At 58.9% G+C, this 20,045-nt stretch carries 16 protein-coding genes; 9 read left to right on the top strand and 7 right to left on the bottom strand.

What is annotated here, in order from left to right:
- Positions 1-279 precede the first annotated feature (279 nt).
- From EN850_RS28300 to EN850_RS28270, 6 genes are all read right to left on the bottom strand, one after another.
- On the bottom strand, positions 280-852 hold the full coding sequence (locus EN850_RS28300) for a TIGR02444 family protein (protein WP_135917437.1): 573 nt from the start codon (positions 850-852) through the stop codon (positions 280-282).
- A gap of 110 nt (positions 853-962) precedes the next feature.
- Complete coding sequence (locus EN850_RS28295) at positions 963-1,535, bottom strand: UbiX family flavin prenyltransferase (protein WP_135880828.1); 573 nt, start codon at positions 1,533-1,535, stop codon at positions 963-965.
- Between the two features lie 1,244 nt (positions 1,536-2,779).
- Positions 2,780-3,820 (bottom strand): DUF3445 domain-containing protein, encoded by a 1,041-nt coding sequence (locus EN850_RS28285; protein ID WP_135917439.1) that lies wholly within the window; start codon positions 3,818-3,820, stop codon positions 2,780-2,782.
- A 38-nt stretch (positions 3,821-3,858) separates the two neighbouring features.
- Positions 3,859-4,824, bottom strand: a complete 966-nt coding sequence (locus EN850_RS28280; protein WP_135932934.1) for a PDR/VanB family oxidoreductase — start codon at positions 4,822-4,824, stop codon at positions 3,859-3,861.
- Positions 4,821-5,426, bottom strand: coding sequence for a dimethylamine monooxygenase subunit DmmA family protein (locus EN850_RS28275; protein WP_135917444.1), 606 nt, complete (start codon positions 5,424-5,426; stop codon positions 4,821-4,823). The genes EN850_RS28280 and EN850_RS28275 overlap by 4 nt, the downstream gene beginning before the upstream one ends.
- A gap of 4 nt (positions 5,427-5,430) precedes the next feature.
- A complete protein-coding gene (locus EN850_RS28270; RefSeq protein WP_135917446.1) occupies positions 5,431-6,564 on the bottom strand; it encodes an aminomethyltransferase family protein in 1,134 nt (377 codons plus the stop codon).
- Positions 6,565-7,472: 908 nt separating this feature from the next.
- On the opposite strand from EN850_RS28270, the gene EN850_RS28265 reads away from it, so the two are divergent.
- Genes EN850_RS28265 through EN850_RS28255 form a run of 3 tightly spaced genes read left to right on the top strand, consistent with a single transcriptional unit; the run spans position 7,473 to position 12,240 of the window.
- The gene (locus EN850_RS28265; RefSeq protein ID WP_245521031.1) at positions 7,473-10,223 is read left to right on the top strand and encodes a phosphoenolpyruvate carboxylase; all 2,751 of its coding nucleotides are present in this window, start codon (positions 7,473-7,475) and stop codon (positions 10,221-10,223) included.
- A 39-nt stretch (positions 10,224-10,262) separates the two neighbouring features.
- A complete protein-coding gene (glyA, locus tag EN850_RS28260) occupies positions 10,263-11,567 on the top strand; it encodes a serine hydroxymethyltransferase (protein ID WP_135906890.1) in 1,305 nt (434 codons plus the stop codon).
- Between the two features lie 25 nt (positions 11,568-11,592).
- On the top strand, positions 11,593-12,240 hold the full coding sequence (locus EN850_RS28255; protein WP_135906892.1) for a response regulator transcription factor: 648 nt from the start codon (positions 11,593-11,595) through the stop codon (positions 12,238-12,240).
- Between the two features lie 381 nt (positions 12,241-12,621).
- Here EN850_RS28255 and EN850_RS36495 read toward each other — a convergent pair whose 3' ends face one another.
- Positions 12,622-13,023, bottom strand: a complete 402-nt coding sequence (locus EN850_RS36495; RefSeq protein ID WP_189522235.1) for a hypothetical protein — start codon at positions 13,021-13,023, stop codon at positions 12,622-12,624.
- Between the two features lie 358 nt (positions 13,024-13,381).
- On the opposite strand from EN850_RS36495, the gene EN850_RS28245 reads away from it, so the two are divergent.
- From EN850_RS28245 to EN850_RS28220, 6 genes are all read left to right on the top strand, one after another.
- On the top strand, positions 13,382-14,572 hold the full coding sequence (locus EN850_RS28245) for an aminotransferase class V-fold PLP-dependent enzyme (RefSeq protein ID WP_135917448.1): 1,191 nt from the start codon (positions 13,382-13,384) through the stop codon (positions 14,570-14,572).
- A 12-nt stretch (positions 14,573-14,584) separates the two neighbouring features.
- Positions 14,585-15,550 (top strand): CoA ester lyase, encoded by a 966-nt coding sequence (locus tag EN850_RS28240; RefSeq protein WP_135917450.1) that lies wholly within the window; start codon positions 14,585-14,587, stop codon positions 15,548-15,550.
- 13 nt (positions 15,551-15,563) lie between these two features.
- A complete protein-coding gene (locus tag EN850_RS28235) occupies positions 15,564-16,748 on the top strand; it encodes a malate--CoA ligase subunit beta (RefSeq protein ID WP_135880819.1) in 1,185 nt (394 codons plus the stop codon).
- 14 nt (positions 16,749-16,762) lie between these two features.
- Entirely contained in the window at positions 16,763-17,662 is a 900-nt protein-coding gene (gene sucD, locus EN850_RS28230; RefSeq protein ID WP_135880818.1) for a succinate--CoA ligase subunit alpha, read from the top strand.
- 65 nt (positions 17,663-17,727) lie between these two features.
- Complete coding sequence (locus tag EN850_RS28225; protein ID WP_135917452.1) at positions 17,728-18,696, top strand: D-glycerate dehydrogenase; 969 nt, start codon at positions 17,728-17,730, stop codon at positions 18,694-18,696.
- Entirely contained in the window at positions 18,697-19,998 is a 1,302-nt protein-coding gene (locus EN850_RS28220; protein ID WP_135917454.1) for a DUF4147 domain-containing protein, read from the top strand.
- Positions 19,999-20,045 lie beyond the last annotated feature (47 nt).

The following is a 20,045-nucleotide window of genomic DNA, read 5'->3' as shown; positions in this document are numbered from 1 at the left end:
GATCGGCCTCGACGTGCAATTAATTTTTCGATCGCGAGATTCGGCATCACAGCACAGTACCAGGGCTGGGCAAAGAATTTGCAGTGCCGATCGGTGCGTGGAATCGCGAATTTGTTGAAGCAGCTCGTTCGCACTATGTCATCGCGATCGAGGCGTTCTAGATGGTATTCCGCCCGAACCTAGAGCTTTGGCGCTAACGCGCTTGGGTCGCCCACTGGAGCCTCACAGCGGCCACTGCTATCGGTAAGCCATCGTTGTAGTGGCCGGTGAGGCATAAAATCATCCGATCGAGGATACCGAAGCGGACAAGTGTGAAAGAGCGGTCAGTGGCGGCACGCCGCAACAGAGGGCGATAATTGCGGCCATGTCGTCAAAGTCCTGAACATCCATCTTGCGGCCAAGATGCGAGCTGTAGAGCGCGATGTTCAAGGCAGCCCTTGACGCGGAAACCCGGAGCCCAGACGGTAGGGTGCCAGTATGTTCGACGGCACCTCCAACTAGAATCGTTTGCTCGGCATGCTCGGTGTCAATCTCGACCTTCAGAAGTGCACGGTAGAGGTCGCCTGTTTGTCCAGCCGGCAGGTTTGCCATGCCGCCTTTTGACGCCTTGCGGGCCGCGCGCGTTGGGAGAACCACCGTGCGGTGCCACCGCACAGCCGGAGCAATTATTGCGTCGAACGCATTTTGGTCGAGGTAGGTTGCTGAAGGATCGGACCACCAGAGGCAGAAAAATGCGATATTTACATCAAGCCCAAGCGCATCCTGCAGATTGATACAACGCTCCTTCACTCCTGGGCGGGCGTAGAGTTCTAGAGAAAAACTCCACAAGTCCTTCTCTGCGACGTGGGGCATTTCGTCCTCCCAAGTTCGATCGGGTGCGAGTTAAACCAGCAGTGGGCAAGCCGCGGGCAGGACTGTTCACGCTGTCATTTGTGCGCGAGGGGTGCGTATAGTGCTGGAACCTATGCTCCGGACCACCTGACGAGATCCGGAGGCCTCATTCCAAAGAGATCGAGCGCCCTGCCCACGGTATGATCAACAATGTCATCAATCGTCTGAGGGCGAATATAGAAGGCGGGAACCGGTGGCATAACGATAGCACCAGCTTCAGTCACCTGCACCATGCTTTTAAGATGCCCAAGATGAAGCGGGGTCTCTCTCACCAACAGGACCAGCCGTCGCCGTTCCTTCAGGACGACGTCTGCCGCGCGCGTCAATAAGCTCGAAGTAGTGCCATGCGCTATCTCCGAGAGGCTCCTGATGGAGCAGGGCGCCACAATCATGCCAATTGTTTCGAATGAGCCACTTGAAATCGAAGCGGCAACATTTTCGTTGCGATGAACAACGCTAGCTAGTTCCTCAATCTCTTTGATCTTGAGTGAGACCTCATGCGTGGCCGTCAGCTTCGCTGATTTACTCATAACAAGGTGAGTTTCAAGATTCAGACGGCGTGCGATCTCAAGCGCCCGTATCCCGTAGATAATGCCCGAAGCTCCGCTAATTCCCACAATCAGGCGTTTCGACGATCCGGTCAAATGCTACCTCCAAAAATCAACCAACCTATCCTCGACGAACTGCAAAACATATCAAGGGGTGCATCGCCTGAGCAGGTGCAAAGTCGCGGTCCATCTTAAACGTTGCTTGAACCGCGGTTGCTTCAGGAGATCGCTCAACGAAGATTGGGGACGACGCTTAGACGACCGTTAAATGCAGCCAATCCAATGGCGGGGCGGTATATGCTCCTCGCTGTCCACCGTCACGCTAACATCCAGACCGCAGAAGTCAAGACATGTGAGCGAATAACATTTCATGATAGAACATCGTTGTAGGTAACGGCTTCCCTGCGCGCACAACGAGCTATCTCCCAGGGACGTCTCGCGCTGCACGTGGCGGTTGGCTTGAATGGCTTGAATGCGGAGCTTCGCCATCGCCTTAAAGGCAGGAGCCATGCCGGCAACTCGTGAATAGGGCGGAGGTCTTGTTCATAAACTGGAGCACTGCCTCGGGCGATGTTTCGAATCAACCTTCGCCTACAGGGTTCAACATTATGCATTCCACCTTGTGCTCGAGCTAGGCAGCAAGCTTCAGAAGCCGTGGTAACCCGCTCTCGCGGCGGGTGAAAGGTCAGCTCGCGCGAGAACCCGGGTCCCAGCAGCGGCATCAACTCGACGCTCTCGATACGGGCAGCGCCCTGGTGCAGGCAGAGAGGGGGCGTAATGGCGACACAGACGCCGGTCGCCACTCTGGCGGCGAGTGCGTCGGAGGTGTCGAATTCGAGCATGCGCGGCGGCTCCGGGCGTGGCGGGCGAAGATGCCACTCGACTTGCGTGCCGCTATGCGAGTGCGCTTTGTGCCAAATGAGCTGATGGTGAGAGAATATCTCGCGCCCGGCAATCGGGACCGAGGTTTTCGAGACTAACAAGAAACAGGGCGCGCTAAACAGCGGATGACCGATGCCGCCGTCACCTCCTCGACGAAGACCTAGTTAGCGCCCATCCGGGCTGGCATGACGCTTTGCGATCCCACCTTAGCTCTGGCCAATCATCCCGCTGCGGCCCGTGTTTGTGTTCACAAAATGGTCTAGGTCAGATCGTGGCAAGATCGAATCCGTAAAAAATGGGCCACTCTTTGTTGGAGCGGCCCCAGCTGGGGAGACAAATCAGATGATCAAAACCGTCCGTTTGGCGTTATTCCAAAGCAAGTTCCGACAGGACCCAGTGCATCGACAAGAGTTCGATACCTTTCCGGCTGATGTCTTGCTGCGACTGCGTCGGTAGGGTCAGTTCGGCCCAAACCCGGGCGAAGTCGGGCTCCCGTCGTCGAGTTTAGACAGCCAATCGATCAGGGCCGGGCGGTAGCGTGTAAGGCCCTTGTAGGTTGCAAGTTCTTCGGGCAGGTCGCGGATGACGCGGTGCAGGCGCCGCGCCCATTTCGGCTGCGTCACCAGTTCGTCCATCTTGATGAGGTAGCAGCGGATCGGGAAGACGATGCCGTTGGAGCGCGGCAGCCGCCAAAAACTCTGCAATTCGACGCGCAGATGCACCTTGTCGCCGACATTCTCGGGCGTCACCGTGGTGCGGTCCGGTCCCCATTTGTGGTAATTCTCCGGGCTGGTGTCGAGGCGCGGATTGACGGTCATCGTCCAGTTCAGTCGCCTGGCCGGTTTGCCCTGCTGGATATTGGTGAGGAATTTCAGCGCCCTGACGAAAATCCCCTTCTCGTGCGCCAGCGGCACTGGCGCGTGCCACTCGAAGAAGTTCATGCCGATGTCGAAATCGAGCGACCAGTCGGCCTGGGTGGTGACCATGCCGGCATCCATCCACAGATTGCCGTCGCGCTGGTCGAGGATGCAGAAATCGCCCTGGCTCTGGCGGGTGATGTATTCCATCGGCCCGTAAGGCAGCGTCGAGGTGTCGCCGAAGGTGAAGGTGTCATCGATGCCGAGCGGCCGGTTGATCCAGCGCCAGCGATCGCCGTTTCGCTCCAGGGTGAAATGCTCGGGGTAACCCAGCGCCTGCTGTTCCATCAGAAGCTCAAGCAGGTCCCAGCCGGCCAGCGTCATGTGCGGCAGCGACTGGCAGCGCAGCGGGTCCTCGGCCAGCACCAAAGCGCGGTCCTGCATCTCGGCGACATAGTGCTCGTCGACGTCGATCAGGTTTTCCAACACGCTGCCCTTGGGACCAACAACATGCGGCTCGATATTGACCGCATACATGTAGCTGTCTTCGTGGAACGGAAACGGGAAGCGCTTGATCTGCTCCGGGCTGTTCCTGAAGGTAAAGTCGCCCCGGAACGTCTCTTTTCTAAAGTCAATTCCCATAACATCCTCCTCCTGACCGACGAACGCGCCGATATGCCTCAGCGTTCAAGCACCAACGATTTGCCCTCGAAGCGGGAGACGCATGGCATGATCTTGCAGCCTGAACGGTGGTCTTCCTCGCTCAGCCAATGGTCGTTGTGGATGAACTTGCCGTCATACGAGATGACGTTGGTCTCGCACTGGCCGCAGACGCCGCCGCGGCAGAGATATGGCGGATCGACACCGGCGGCTTCGATGGCTTCAAGCAGGCTTTGCTGCTCGCCGATGCGGATGGTCTTGCCGCTGACGGCAAGTGTCACGTCGAAAGGCAGGCCGGGCTGGGGCGCCGCGAAATGCTCGTAGTGTACGGTCTCCGAGGGCCAGCCCAGCTCTGCAGCGCGGGCGCGGACCCAGTTGATCATGCCGGCCGGGCCGCAGACATAGAGATGCGTGCCCAGCGGCTGCGACGACAACAGCCGGTCCAGCTCGATGCGCTCGTCGCGATCGTCGTGATAGAGCCTGATGCGGTTGCCATAGCGCTCCTGCAGCACGTCGGCATAGGTGCCGAGCGAGACGGTGCGGCAGGTGTAGTGCAGTTCGAAATTGCCGCCGGACCCGGCGAGCTGCGCGGTCTGCGCCATGAACGGCGTGATGCCGATGCCGCCGGCCAGCATCAGATGCTTCTTCGCCCTGAGGTCGAGCGAGAACAGATTGACGGGGTAGCTGACCACCATCTCCAGGCCGGGCTTGACCGACCGGTGCATGAACAGCGAGCCGCCGCGGCCGACATCGTCGCGGCGCACCGAGATGGTGTATTCGCGCGTGTCGAGCGGCGAGCCCATCAGTGAATAAGGATTGAGCCTTGTGAGGTCGCCGTCGCGCATCTCGACCACGACATGGGCGCCGCCGGAAAAGGTCGGCAATAGCTCGCCATCGCGGCGGCGAAAATGGAAGCGGGTGACGAGGTCGTTGACCGGAACGACATCGCTGACGACAACATCGAGCTTGGTGGTGCCGGTGCTCATGGGAAGGCCTCCTCCATTGGAGGAATTTCCGAGCGATCCTCGGCATTGATGCACACGCCCTGGAACGCCGCGAGACGCCGCGAATAATGATCGCGCACCAGAAGCAGCAAGCCGCAATGTGCGCAGGTCGCCGGCTGCGTCGTGACATTCTCGGTGATGCCCTTGCAGTGCACGCACTGCATGCGCCGCGCCAACGAGCCGCGATGCTCTGTTTGCATCGAGGTGTGATCGATGCCGGCTTCGAGCGCCACCTGCATGGCCTGGCCGATCAGCCCTTCGGTGCCGGCGAGGTAGAGGCGCAGGCCCATATGGGCGTTGCTCAGCGTCTGTTTCAGTCGCGGCAGCAGGCTGGCGAAGGACGGCGCCTGATGAAACTGCCCCGGCTTCAGCGCTTCGAGAGCGGCGACGTGTTTGCCGTCCGGATCCGGGATATAGACGATTTCGGCGCCTTCGAAAAATCCGGCCGGCGCTCTTGCGGCCATATCTGAAATAGCAAGAGCTCCTTCCGCGTCAGCAACAAAAAGGTGGTGGCTTCCGGTCTGCGGGGACAATGTTCCGAAGACCGGCCGACTGAGAATCGTCTTTACCGGCGTGGTGTCCAACGCCTCATCCCTTCGCAGTGCGCTTGATCTTCTTGGGGTCGTCGAAGGGCAGCGGCTGCGCCGTCGCCTTGATCGAGCCGCTCTTGTTGCGGATTTCGAGCTTGGTGTCCTTGACTGCACAGTCGACGTCGAGCCGGGCGATGCCCATCGATTTCTCGACCAGCGGCGAATACATGGCGCAGGTCACCACGCCTACCTTTTTGTCGTCGCGATAGACCGGCGCGCCCTCGTCGGCCGGCTCCTTGCCGTCGAGCAGAACGCCATAGATCTTGAAGCGTTCCTTGCCCTTGAGGCGGTAATGCTCTTCGGCGCCGCGGAAGCCAGTCTTGCCTGGGCTGACGGTGAAGTCGAGGCCGAGCTCCCACAGCGTGTCACCGGGGCCTTCATTCTCGAACGGATACTTTTGCGAATTATCGTAGGGGTAGAACAAGAGGTAGCTTTCGACGCGCAGCATATCGAGCGTGGTGAAGCGGCAAGGAATGATGCCGGCGCTCTTGCCCTCGTCCAGGATCCTGTCCCAGATCGTGCCGGCATCCTGACCACGGCAGAAGATTTCGTAGCCGCGCTCGCCTGTATAGCCGGTGCGCGAGATCATCACGGGCAAGCCGAACAGCTGCGTTTGCATGTGATGGAAATAGTTGAGATCGCGAATGCCAGGCACATGCTTGGCCAGATAGTCGACCGCTGTCGGACCCTGCAGCGACAAATCGTGCAGATTGTCGTCGAAGCGAACGGAAACATCGCGGCCGATCGACGCCCGGGTCAGTTCTTCATGACCAGACCCTGAGCCATGGACGACCATCCAGGAATTGGTGGATATCCGGTAGATGACACAATCATCGGTGAATTTGCCTTGGTCATTCAGCATGCACGCATAGACAGATTTGCCGGGATAGATCTTTTCGACATCACGGGTGGTTGCGAGATCGATGAGATGCGAGGCGTGCGGCCCTGTGATGTGCACCTTCTTCAGGCCCGACACATCCATAAGTCCGGCCTTGGTGCGGATGGCGATGTACTCCTCGTCGGCATCCTTGTCGTAGGTCCAGGCGGTTCCCATGCCGCTCCAGTCTTCGAGTTTCGAACCCAGCGCCCGGTGGCGATCCGCCAGGGTCGAAAATCTCCAGGATGCCGTCATCAGTAGTCCTCCTCCGAAACTGTCCCAATCGCGTCCGCGCTTTGCCTAAGGCTGGCGCCAAGTAAGCCATACTGAACTGAAATTCGAGCGCAGTGCAATACCCATATGCAATAAAGTTTACTGTAAGGCAACTTTTCGGTTTGCGAGCCTACCGCCGAACTCGTAAAGAATGCCTGCCCTAAAGGAACAGTTATGCGCTTTCAGAAATGAGGCTAGAGCGTCGAGATGGTTGGAGTGACCTCGTAGTTCCTGTGACGACTATGAAAGCCATTAAATTCAAGGTCTTGAAAGTGGAAGCGCGCGGCTGCGGGGCACCGCCGCGAGCCCTCAATCATGTCCGCCAGGCAGTTGACGAGGCCTTCGTATTCCCTGTGGATTGCTAGAAAACTCGCGTGCGGGAAACGATCCTGATGATGGCGAATGAGTTCGTTGGCGTCCTTCCCCAGCAGGATGGACGCGCCCCCCTTTGAGCTAGAGTCGACAAGAACCGTTCTGGCCAAGTGGGATGCATCTGTCTGGCCTCAACGGGAGCTTCGCAAACAGCCAAGGGGCTTGCCACCTCTGTCATCTGAAAAAGGGGAAATGGCGATGGTCCGGCGAAAAGTTCGTCGTTCGCGTCGACACAACTGCTTGGCGATGTGCCAAATGCGCGGCGAACCGCGTCAGACCCGCAGCTGATCTGCTGGATCCCTGTGTCGCTCCTGTCGGGGACTCCATCCGGAGGATGGCTGGTGCTGCTGAGCGGGACATAGGCTGTAAGCATCTGAAAAAATTACATTTAATTATATCCTACGCCGCCGACAATATGCTACTTGAAGCGTTGCTTTTACACTGATATGAATATAAAATTCATTGCAGGAATATCAGAAACCCCTCAAGTATGCCCCAGGGGCCGAAGGGTCACGAAGATGATCATGCTCCCGGAACAGGACCATCGCCCAAGAGACGAGCAGGGCGATGTTTTGGAAGAAAATCGGCCAATGAATTTCCGTGAAGATGCCCGCAGCTTGCTGTTCCGACTGCTCTTGTCGGTTGTGGCCGAACGCGAGCCAGACATAGCCGAAGTGCTGAATGGGCAAGTCGATCTCGACACATTGCCAAAGGAACGGCGCATCGCCGCTCTGCAGGCCGCTGGCATCTGGTTTCAGCTCCTGGCCATTGCCAGAGAACTGGCTGCAATGCGCTCACGCCGGGAGCTTGAGCAGGCCGGCGGGGCCGACGAGGTGATCGGGTCATTCTCCAATGTGGTTGGCCAGATCGCAGCGCAAGGCTACTCGGCCGCGACTGTACAGGAGGTCCTGAACGGGCTCTGTGTCGGACCGACGATGACGGCGCACCCTACCGAAGCAAAGCGCGTGACGGTGCTTGAGATTCACCGGCGCATCTACCGCAAATTGACGGAACTGGAGCAGCAGCGATGGGCGCCACGTGAGCGCGATACTCTGGTCCGCGATCTGAAGAGTGAGATCGAAATCCTGTGGATGACCGGCGAGCTAAGGCTGGAGCGCCCTTCCGTCGAGCGAGAGATTGCCTGGGGATTGCATTTTTTTCGTGAGGTGATTTTTGAGGCGACGACGCAGCTCTATGAGACCTTGGAGGGAGCATTGCGCCGGCACTATCCGCAGCATGATCTCAAGACGCCGTCGTTCATGCGCTATGGTTCCTGGATTGGGGGCGATCGCGATGGCAACCCCTATGTGACGGCAAAGATCACTGCATTTGCCTTGTCTGAGTGTCGCAACGCGGCCATCGAATGGTATCGGGAAAAGGTACGGCGGCTGGTCACAGTTTTGAGTGCCAGTTCCAATGTTGTCGATATGCCGGAGTTCTTTGGATCTGCGCTGACGGTGGCGCTTGATAAAAGCGGTGATGGACAGCAGATCGCGACGAGGAATTCGAATGAACCTCTTCGGCAGTTCGCTGCAGCCATGCTGTGTCGGCTTGATGCGCTGCATGGCAGGGGAAGTGGTGTTGCCTATCAGAATGAAGAGGGTTTCAGGAAGGACCTGCTATCGCTTTCGAAGGTGCTTGACGCCATCGGAGGCAATCTGATTGCCAAACGCTTCGTCCATCCGCTGGTGAGGCAGCTCGATACTTTTGGTTTTCGCACCGTGTCGCTGGATATCCGACAGAATTCGACGGTGGTCAATCGCGTCCTGGCGGAACTGTTCGCAGCAGCCTCGCCGCATGTTCCGGCGTGTCAACCTGGAAGCCCACAGTGGTCGGCGCGCATACGCGAAAGCCTTCACGCCGGCGAACGGCTCGAGATCAAACGAGACAATCTTGGTGAGGAAGCCCGTGAACTCCTCGATCTGTTTGATGTCATTCGCGACGCTGCGCTTGAAAGTGGTAACACGTCGATCGGCACCTTCATCCTGTCCATGACACAGTCTCCCGAGGACATTCTGGCGGTATACCTCCTTGCCCAGTATTGCGGTCTGGCGACCGCTCTCGATGGATCTGGCACGATCAGGCTCAAGGTCGTGCCCCTGTTCGAAACGATTGGCGATCTGCGCTCAGCACCAGAGATCATGGATCAATTGCTGGCGACGTCGATTGTTCGTCGATCGATACGTGACTTCGCCAACCGTCAGGAGATCATGCTCGGCTATTCTGACTCCAACAAGGATGGCGGGTTCCTCGCCTCTAACTGGGAATTGAGCAAAGCCCAGAAACGACTCACGCGGACGGGTCAGAAAAACAAGATCAAGATCAGCTTCTTCCATGGTCGTGGTGGATCGGTCAGCCGTGGCGGTGCGCCGACTGGAAGGGCGATCGCGGCCCAGCCCGCGCAAACAGTTGGTGGCGTGATGCGCGTGACTGAACAAGGCGAGGTGGTGTCTTCGAAATTCGCCAATCGCGGAACAGGGCTCTATCAGCTCGAAATCCTCGCCGCGAGTGTATTGGCCCACAGCGTCAAGTCGGCCGACGAGGCCGAACTTAAGGACAATCCGGAATTCGAAGAAGCGCTCGATGCCCTGACCGGCATGTCGCAGGCCTCCTATGCCAGCCTGATCAACGAGCCGGGATTCATCGACTATTTCAACCAGGCGAGTCCCGTCGAAGAGCTCGCCCTCCTGAAGATCGGGTCGAGACCTCCGCGTCGTTTTGGTGCAAGCAGCCTTGCTGATCTTCGAGCCATACCGTGGGTCTTTGCCTGGAGCCAGAACCGTCATCTTCTGACGGGATGGTACGGTATCGGCAGCGCATTGAATTCGTTCGTCTCCGTGCGAGGCGATCATGGCATTAATCTGCTGAAGCAGATGTTCGAGCGTTCGCGTTTCTTCCGCCTGATCGTCGATGAGGTGGACAAGACGCTATACCAGGCTGACATGGAAATTGGCCGCCTATATGCCGGGCTTGTCACTGATCCTGAGACAGGCGAGCGCATCCATAAGAAGATTGCTGCCGAATATCAGCTGACGCGCCGCATAATCGGGGAGATCACCGGCCCGGTCGACCTGTCGCGACGCTTTCCTGCGTTTAAGCGCCACTTCGACCGAACCCGACCGCAGATGGACGACATCCACAAGCTTCAGGTGAAGTTACTGCATGAGGTCCGAACGCATGATGGTTCGAAGCCAAGTCCTAAGCGGGCAATCAATGCGCTTCTGTTGTCGATCAACTGCATATCCGCTGGCCTTGGATGGAGCGGCTAGCATCAGAGCTCGCTATTGTACTGAATAAGGAGGACACAAATGAATATTCCGACAAGACCGGACCTTGGCAGCCTCGGCCAGTTCTTTCGCACAGGCGTTGCAGAATCCGATCCGGCCGTCGACGCCGCGATGAATCGTGAACTGCAAAGGCAGCGGGACGAGATCGAACTGATCGCTTCGGAAAACATCGTTTCAAAGGCGGTGCTGGAGGCCCAAGGGTCTGTCCTGACCAACAAATACGCCGAGGGATATCCTGGCCGGCGTTACTACGGCGGTTGCCAGTATGTCGACGAGATAGAAGAACTGGCCCGCAATCGTGCCATGGAGCTGTTCGACTGCACTTATGCCAACGTGCAGCCCAATTCTGGCAGCCAGGCGAACCAGTCGGTCTTCATGGCGCTGATGCAGCCGGGTGACACGTTCATGGGGCTCAACCTTGCCGCCGGCGGCCACCTCACTCACGGATCTCCAGTCAGCCAATCGGGTAAGTGGTTCAACGTTGTCTCCTATGGCGTGAGGCCGCAGGATCAGCGGATTGACTATGATGAGGTGCGTCATCTCGCAATCAAGCATCGGCCGAAACTCATTCTGGCTGGCGGCTCGGCCTATCCTCGCATCATCGATTTCGAAATCTTCCGCAACATCTGTGACGAAGTTGGCGCCAAACTCTTTGTCGACATGGCCCATTTTGCCGGTCTGGTTGCAGGCGGGGTACATCCCAATCCGTTGCAGCACGCGCATGTCGTGAGCACCACCACGCACAAGACGCTGAGAGGTCCGCGCGGTGGCATGGTGCTGTCCAATGACGAGGAGATTGGGAAGAAGATCAACTCGTCGGTGTTTCCAGGCATCCAAGGGGGACCCTTGATGCATGTTATCGCAGGCAAGGCGGTTGCATTCGGTGAGGCGTTGAAGCCCGCGTTCAAAACCTATGCCGCCAATGTTGTCGCAAATGCCAAGGCTCTGGCCGAAACCATCGCGGCTGGTGGGGTGGACATCGTGTCCGGCGGCACGGACACCCATCTGATGCTCGTCGATCTGCGCCGCAAGCAATTGACCGGAAAGACTGTGGAAGCCGCTCTCGGTCGCGCTCACATCACCTGCAATAAGAACGGTATCCCCTTCGATCCGCAGACCCCTGCAGTCACTTCTGGGATCAGGCTCGGGACCCCCGCTTGTACGACGCGCGGCTTCATGGCCGAAGAATTTCGTCAGGTAGGGAAATTGACGATGAAGGTTGTCGACGGGCTTCTGGCAAACGGGGAACAAGGCAACAAGGCCGTCGAGAACGAAGTTCGCGAAGAAGTGGGCACGCTGGTGCGCAGGTTCCCCATCTACGATTAAACCGGGTTCAGGATCGACAATACCCATGGCCGAAGTGAACAGATTCAAGGTTATGATCGCGGACCGCAACCCGCTGGTCTTAAGTGCCCTTTGCGACATGATAAACAAGGATCAGCGTTTTGAACTCGCACAATGCGTTCAGAGCGGGGAAGCCTTCATCAAGGCGGCTTCCGAGCCGGTCTGCGCCTTTGATGTCGCGGTCGTCGGTTGGAAGCTGTCAGATATGGATGGTGGCGAGGTCCTGGCCGCGTTGCGAAGGCTCGAGCTTCACGTGCGTGTCGTGGTCTTCTCCAATGAGCACGACACCGCCATTTTGAAACAGTGCGTTCGCATGGGAGCACAAGGCTTTTGCTATCAGTTCGACGATCCATGTATTCTCTTCGAAACGTTACTCGTCGTCGCGAGAGGCAGGATCTGCATACCTTTCATCGATGTCGCCAAAATTAACGATACACCGTTGTCAAAACTTACACCGCGGGAGCGAGAGTTGCTGGCCGTTCTGGCGGACGGTTGGACCAATCTACAGATCGCGACGCGCACCGGTCTTTCCGAAAACACGGTCAAATACCATCTGAAAAATCTCTACGACAAGCTCGATGCACGCAATCGTGCTATGGCCGTGGCGCTGTATGCTGCAGAGAAGAAGCGGGGCGTGCCGCAAACTATCCGCTAAGTCCGGCAGACGACCTGGTGTCATTCACTCCACGTTCTGGCGCAGGCGGTCGGTCATTGAAGAAGGCCGCTTCACGCAGGGTTTGTTCTTGCCATCAGGCTCCAGCATGCGCCTGTCCGATTTCGCGCGCCAGACGCCCGCGATGCAGCACGCTTTTGGGTCGAACACGCACCCGCCGGTGATTTAGAAATATTCCTTTTAAGAAAGAAATATTATTTGTAGTATTCGTTTGGTTAAGCTATGGTTGGGCCGATAAAGGCAGAACGTCTCCTGCGAGACAGGTGCTATATGCAGGCATGTCTTTGCGAAACGCCGAGCGCGGAGTTCGTCATTTCCATGGAAATTGCCAACGTTTGCCCAGGCGGATTTCATCAACGTGGCTCATGCGAGGCGTCGCGCTTTCTGCCGCCGCTTCACGACGGGCATGCCCCATTCGGGCTTCATTTGTCTTTCCAGGATGCATTGGATTCTTACGAAGAATGGGCGGCTGAGGCCGACGAACCGTCGGTTGCGGTTGACGGTCAGCATGTGACGATCAGCTCCGTTTTCTGCCGAATGAGTGATTGCAAGGACCTGCTTCCCCGGCGCATGCTCGATGCACTGGTCGTTCTGGTTCCGCCAGAGGCTCAGAGATCGCTTGAAGCGGGTCGGACCACGTTTGCAAACGGGAGCCGACTGTTGTTGGCCATGTGCCATCAACGCCGCACCTGTCGTCGACAGATGCATAGTGACGAGCTGGCGCTCAATCACGTCGATTCGCTCCGGATGGAAAATATAATTCAAAAAATATTATCTCGGATTTATTGTTCCAAAGAGATATCGGCACCTCAGGTCAATATTATTTAAAATTCTAGTTGTAAAAAAAACATCGAAGTCATTCACAAATTTCTCTGGCTAGTACAGACAGTCATACTGATAACTGTCAGTGGTCTTGCGTGCGGTATAATTGAAAAGGGTAGGTTTGTCCTACCCTTTTGGGTCATGATGGAGTGCTCATATGGGCCTATTTCGAGGCGGGATCTTTGTATTTTCTCCCCGGATGGGTGTTGTTTCGAATGGGCCGAGATATCTATGCTCCAATCGGAACCAGGCGATGCCTTCAGAGCCGGGATTCGCCAAGCCGATATGAGGAGAATCTGTCATGGCCGGATACAACCATCTTTTCATCCCAGGACCGACCAACGTTCCTGAACGGGTCCGGCAGGCGATGAATGTTCCGATGGAGGACATGCGCGCCGGATCATTTCCGGAATTCACGCTGCCGTTGTTTGAAGACATCAAGAAGGTGTTCAAGAACGAGACCGGCCGCGTCTTCATATACCCCTCGTCAGGCACTGGCGCCTGGGAAGCGGCGATGACCAACGTGCTGAGCCCCGGCGACGGGGTGCTGATGTCACGGTTCGGCCAGTTCTCGCACCTTTGGATCGACATGGCCGACCGTCTCGGCTTCGTTGTGGATGCAATCGATTGCGAGTGGGGGACCGGTGTTCCGCTCGAGCTCTACGCCGAGCGGCTGAAGGCCGATAAGGGGCACCAGATCAAAGCGGTGTTCTGTACGCAAAACGAAACCGCCACCGGCGTGACCAGTGATGTCGCTGGTTGCCGTGCCACACTCGACGCGATTGGTCATCCTGCGCTGCTCTTCGTCGACGGTGTGTCATCGATCGGCTCAATCGATTTCCGACAGGAAGAATGGGGTGTCGACTGCGCCGTCAGCGGTTCCCAAAAGGGCTTCATGATGCCTGCGGGTCTCGGATTCTTATCGGTCAGCAAAAAAGCCATCGCCGCCTCTAGAGAGGCGACCCATCGGCGCTGCTATTTCTCGTTCGAGGACATGATCCGCGCCAACGATGCCGGCTATTTCCCCTACACGCCGGCGACACAGCTGCTGCGCGGCCTGCGCGCCTCGCTCGATCTGATCGCTGAGGAAGGGCTCGACAACATCTTCGCCCGTCACCATCGCCTCGCCGAAGGCGTGCGCAAGGCGGTCGACGCCTGGGGCCTGAAGCTGTGCGCAAAGGCGCCGAAATGGCACTCCGACACCGTCAGCGCCATCCTGGTGCCGGAAGGCATCGACAGCGGTGACGTCGTCAAGCGCGCCTACCAGACCTATCAGACCTCGCTCGGCGGCGGCCTCAACAAGGTGATGGGCAAGGTCTTCCGCATCGGTCATCTCGGTTGGCTGAACGAGGTGATGGTTCTGGCGTCACTGTCCGCCGCCGAACTGGCGCTGCTCGACTGCGGCGTCAAGCTGGCGCCGGGCTCCGGCGTCGGCGCCGCCATCCAGCATTTCCGCGCCTCGGCCGCGATGCCGGTCGCCGAAGCCGCCTGAGGGGAACCGACGATGAGCCACACCATCAACCATTTGAAAAAATTGCGGCTGCAGCGCAGCGAGCTGGCGGTTCCCGGTTCCAGCCCGGAAATGATCGACAAGGCGGCCAGCAGCGCCGCCGACTTCGTCTTCCTCGACATCGAGGACGCGGTCGCGCCGCCCGACAAGGAACGCGCCCGCAAGAACATCATCCAGGCGCTCAACGACATCGACTGGCGCGCCAAGGGCAAGACCGTCTCGGTGCGCATCAACGGGCTGGACACCCATTACATGTACCGCGACGTGGTCGATGTGATGGAGCAAGCCGGCGACCGGCTGGACACCATCCTGGTGCCCAAGGTCGGCGTCCCGGCCGATCTCTACATGGTCGAGGCCATGGTCAACCAGATCGAGATGGCCAAGGGTTTCAAGACCCGCGTCGGCCTCGAGGCGCTGATCGAGACCGCGCTCGGCATGGCCAATGTCGAGGCGATTGCCGCCACGCCCGGCCGGCTGGAGGCCATGCATTTCGGCGTCGCCGACTATGCGGCAAGCTGCAAGGCGCGCACCGTCAACATTGGCGGCCTCAATCCCGACTATCCCGGCGACCAGTGGCATTTCGCGCTATCGCGGATGACCGTCGCCTGCCGCGCCTATGGCCTGCGCGCCATTGACGGGCCGTTCGGCGATTTCTCCGATCCGGAGGGCTACATCGCCGGCGCCAGGCGCGCCGCTGCCCTTGGCATCGAAGGCAAATGGGCGATCCACCCGTCGCAGATCGCGCTCGCCAACGACGTCTTCTCACCGCCGGAAAAGGAGGTGACGCGGGCCAGGCGGATCATTGAAGTGCTCAAGGAAGCGGAGGAGCAGGGCAAGGGTGCTGCGTCTCTGGATGGCAAGATGATCGACGCTGCATCGGAACGCATGGCGCGCAACGTCCTGGTCACGCACGAAGCCATCGAGCGTCCGATGCATTTACGCGAAGCCGCACAGAACTGAGGAGGAGTTCGACATGGACATCCACGAGTATCAGGCGAAAGAATTGCTCTCCCGTCATGGGATCCATGTGCCGCGCGGCGGGCTGGCCTATAGCCCCGAGCAGGCAACGTATCGTGCCAGCGAAATCGGCGGCAGCAAATGGGTCGTCAAGGCGCAGGTTCATTCCGGCGCTCGCGGCAAGGCCGGCGGCATCAAAGTCTGTGCTTCCGATCAGGAGGTGTGCGATGCCGCCGAGTCCATGCTGGGCAGGAAGCTGGTGACCCACCAGACCGGCCCACGCGGCAAGCTGGTATCGCGGCTCTATATCGAGGAGACGGTCGAGATCCAACAGGAAATCTATCTCGCCTTTGTGCTGGATCGTAAGGCCGAGAGGGTCATGATCATAGCTTCCGCTTCTGGCGGCATGGAGATCGAAGAAATCGCGGAGAAAAAGCCTGACTCGATCATTCGGGCAACAGTCGATCCCGGTACGGGTATGCAGCAATACCAGGCGCGCGAAATCGCCTTTGGTCTGGGCCTGGAAACCAAATTGATCGGAAAGGCGACCGAGACGCTTCTGGGTTGCTATCGGGTGTTTCGCGACTATGACGCCGCGATGCTGGAAATCAACCCATTGGTCATCACCGGAGACGGCAATCTGATGGCCCTGGACGCCAAGATGTCGTTCGACGAGAACGCCTTGTTCCGGCGGCCGGAAATCTCCGAACTGCGCGACAAGAGCCAGGAAGACCCACGCGAAACCTTCGCCAGCGACCGCGGCCTCTCCTATGTCGGCCTCGACGGCAATATTGGCTGCATCATCAACGGCGCCGGCCTCGCCATGGCGACGATGGACATGATCAAGATCGCCGGCGGCGAGCCGGCCAACTTCCTCGACATTGGTGGCGGCGCCTCGCCCGAGCGGGTGGCGAAATCCTTCCGCGCCGTGCTTGGCGACAAGAATGTCGAGACCATCCTGGTCAACATCTTCGCCGGCATCAACCGCTGCGACTGGGTTGCGGAGGGCGTCATCAAGGCAATACGGGAAGTCGGCGTCAACGTGCCGCTGGTGGTGCGGCTTGCCGGCACCAAGGTCGAGGAAGGGCGCCGCATCCTGGCCGATTCAGGCGAGGCGGTGATTGTCGCCGACACGCTGGCGGAAGCCGCCGAAAAGGCCGTCGCCGCCTGGCGCGCGGCCACCAAGAAAAAAGCAGCCTGAGGGAGGTCGAGAAAATGGCAATCCTGCTCAACCGCAGCACCCGCGTCATCGTCCAGGGGTTTACCGGGAAGATCGGCAGTTTTCATGCCGAGGATATGCAGCGATACGGGACCAAGGTGGTTGGTGGCGTCACGCCCGGCAAGGGCGGCCAGACGCATCTCGGCCTGCCCGTCTTCAACACGGTCAAGGGCGCCGTGCGTGAGACCCGCGCGGAAGCGAGCATCGTCTTCGTGCCACCGCCCTTCGCCGCAGATTCGATCATGGAAGCCGCCGACGCCGGCATCAAACTCTGCGTCTGCATCACCGACGGCATCCCCTCGCAGGACATGATGCAGGTAAAGCGCTACATGCGCCGCTACCGCTTCGAGGACCGAATGCGGCTGATCGGCCCGAACTGCGCCGGCATGATCACGCCGGGACAGGCGCTGATGGGCATCATGCCGGGCAACATCTACCTGCCCGGCCGCGTCGGCATCGTCGGCCGCTCCGGCACGCTCGGCTATGAGGCGGCCTCGCAGATGAAGGCGCTCGGCATCGGTGTATCGACCAGCGTCGGCATCGGCGGCGACCCGATCAATGGGTCGTCCTTCCGCGACATTCTTGAACTGTTCGAGAAGGATGATGACACCGACGCGGTGGTCATGATTGGTGAAATCGGCGGATCGCAAGAAGCCGAGGCCGCCGAGTGGGCCAGATCGAATATGAAGAAACCGTTGATCGCCTACATCGCCGGGCTCTCTGCGCCGAAGGGAAGACGTATGGGCCATGCCGGAGCAATCATTTCCGCCTTCGGCGAGTCTGCACAGGAGAAGGTGGAGATCCTGCGTGACGCCGGCGTGACCATTGTGCCGACACCCGCCGCGTTCGGCGCTACAGTGGCCGGCGTGCTCGCCGAGCAAATGAAAGCCGCCTGATCCGAGTTCGTGCAATCGGGATTGGTTTTGACGGGCGATCCTTATCCAACCGGCGAGGAACTCGCATGAAGCCGCGCATAATTGTGACGAGGCGTTGGCCCGACGCTGTCGAGCGCGTCCTTGCGGAACGCTTCGACGTCACGCTGAACCAGGGAGATATTCCTTTCACATCGACGCAGCTCAAGGCCGCGATGGCGGGCTTTGATGCGATTCTGCCGACGGTCAGCGACAAGCTGCCCGCGTCTGTTTTTCCCGATGAGGACGGGCGCACCAAGTTGATCGCAAATTTCGGAGTTGGGTTCAGTCACATCGATCTCGATGCCGCCAGGCAGCGCGGCATCCTAGTGACAAACACGCCAGGCGTACTGACGGATTGCACCGCCGATATTGCCCTGAGCTTGCTGCTCGCGGTTGCGAGGCGCACCGGCGAGGGCGAACGCCAATTGCGGGCGGGAAAATGGTCGGGATGGTGTCCGACCCATATGATTGGCGCCAAAGTTTCGGGCAAGACGCTAGGCATCATCGGGATGGGGCGCATAGGCAAGGCAGTTGCGAAGCGTGCCCGTTTCGGCTTTGGCATGGACATCATATTCTTCAATCGCTCGCGCGTGGATGATGATGAGCTCCGGGCGATGGCTGCCACGCAGGTATCAAGCATCGAAGAAGTCCTCAATCGATCGGATTTCGTGTCGCTGCATTGCCCCGGAGGGGCCGAAAATCGACACTTGATCGACGTCAAGCGCATCGGCGCAATGAAGCCCGGGGGATTTCTGATCAATACGGCCAGAGGTGACGTTGTCGATCAGGATGCGCTTATTCAGGCGCTCGAGAACCGCACCATCGCTGGCGCCGGCCTGGATGTATTTGCCGAAGAGCCTCTCGTCCCCGAACGGCTCTTGCGATTGAACAATGTTGTTCTGCTTCCGCACCTGGGCTCTGCCACCGAAGAGACACGCGTGGCGATGGGGATGAAGGCGGTGGACAACCTGATCGCCTTCTCCGAGGGGCGTCAACCGCCCGACAGGGTGACCTAGGTGGTCATCCAATCGGCTGGCGTGCTCAAGGCCCTTCGCCAAGAGGCTGTAGCCCTGTTTCGCGACGGCGTGGCGGCAGCAAATCCTGAACACGCAGTGTCCGCGGCGTTGCTTGAGCGCAGTGAGCTGCTCGAGCGGGCGTCGCGGATCATTCTGGTCGCCTTCGGCAAGGCAGCCTGCTCCATGACGCGGGCTGCCCTGCCTTTTGTCCGCGACAAGTTGGAGAGGGCCATCGCCCTCACCAATCACGAGAACATCGACCCCATTGATGGGGTCCAGGTGATCACCGGCGGCCACCCGATCCCGGATCAGGGCAGCATTGCGGGCGCAGCGGCGATCGAGAATGCCGTTGCGGGCGCGCGGGACGGCGACCTGGTTCTTGTTCTGGTCAGCGGTGGCGGCTCGGCCTTGCTGTGTGCGCCGCCGTTGGGCATCGAACTCGCCGACAAGATAGCCCTCAACAAAGTATTGGTTCACTCCGGGGCGGACATTGGCGAGATCAATTCCGTCCGGCCATTGTTCTCGCGACTTAAGGGCGGCCAGCTTGCCCGTTTGGCGGGAAAAGCCCGCGTATTATCATTAATTCTCTCGGACGTTCGTGGCGACAAAGTCTCGGCAATCGCCAGCGGACCGACCGCGATGCCCGATGTCTCGGCCCGACGAGCAGTTGAGGTGCTTGATAAATATGGACTGCGGCCGAAGTTAACCACCGCTTTGAATTGCCGGCTTGATGAGTTCCAAGCGGTACCTCACGAGGCCGCGTATGATTTCGACAATGTCGAGAATGTCATTGTCGGGAGCAATCTGATCAGTCAGCGAAGGGTAGCTGACAAGGCCCGCATCCGGTTTCATTCCGTGGTTCACCCAAATGACTGGCTTTGCGGAGATGTCCTTGCTGCTGCAGCCACGCTCCACAAACGCGCACGCACGGCCGCCGAACACAATGCGCCTGTGGCACTGGTCTTTGGCGGGGAAACCACCGTAAAGGTGAGGGGTAGTGGGACCGGCGGGCGTAATCAGGAACTCGCCTTATGCTTTGCTCTGCTGAACGAACATTTGCCTATACGCAGACCATGGGTTTTTCTCAGTGGTGGAACCGACGGTCTTGACGGACCGACGGATTCAGCGGGCGGCATAGTTGATGTTGGCTCGCTTGACCGGATGCGGAAGACGGGCCTCGATCCCCTCGGCAGCCTGGAGAACAACGATTCCTACCGGGCGCTTGCTGGCTCAGGGGACTTGTTGATTACCGGCGCGACCGGCACCAATGTTGCCGATATTCAGATTGTCCTGATGCGCTGACCTTCAGTGTCCTCGGGCGCCCGGATAGTGCCGGCACCCTTTAACAA

The sequence above is a fragment of the Mesorhizobium sp. M8A.F.Ca.ET.207.01.1.1 genome (genome assembly GCF_004794715.1).
Classification (GTDB): Bacteria; Pseudomonadota; Alphaproteobacteria; order Rhizobiales; family Rhizobiaceae; genus Mesorhizobium.
Note: the sequence above shows the minus strand (reverse complement) of the source record. Positions and strands in the feature narration are given on the sequence as shown.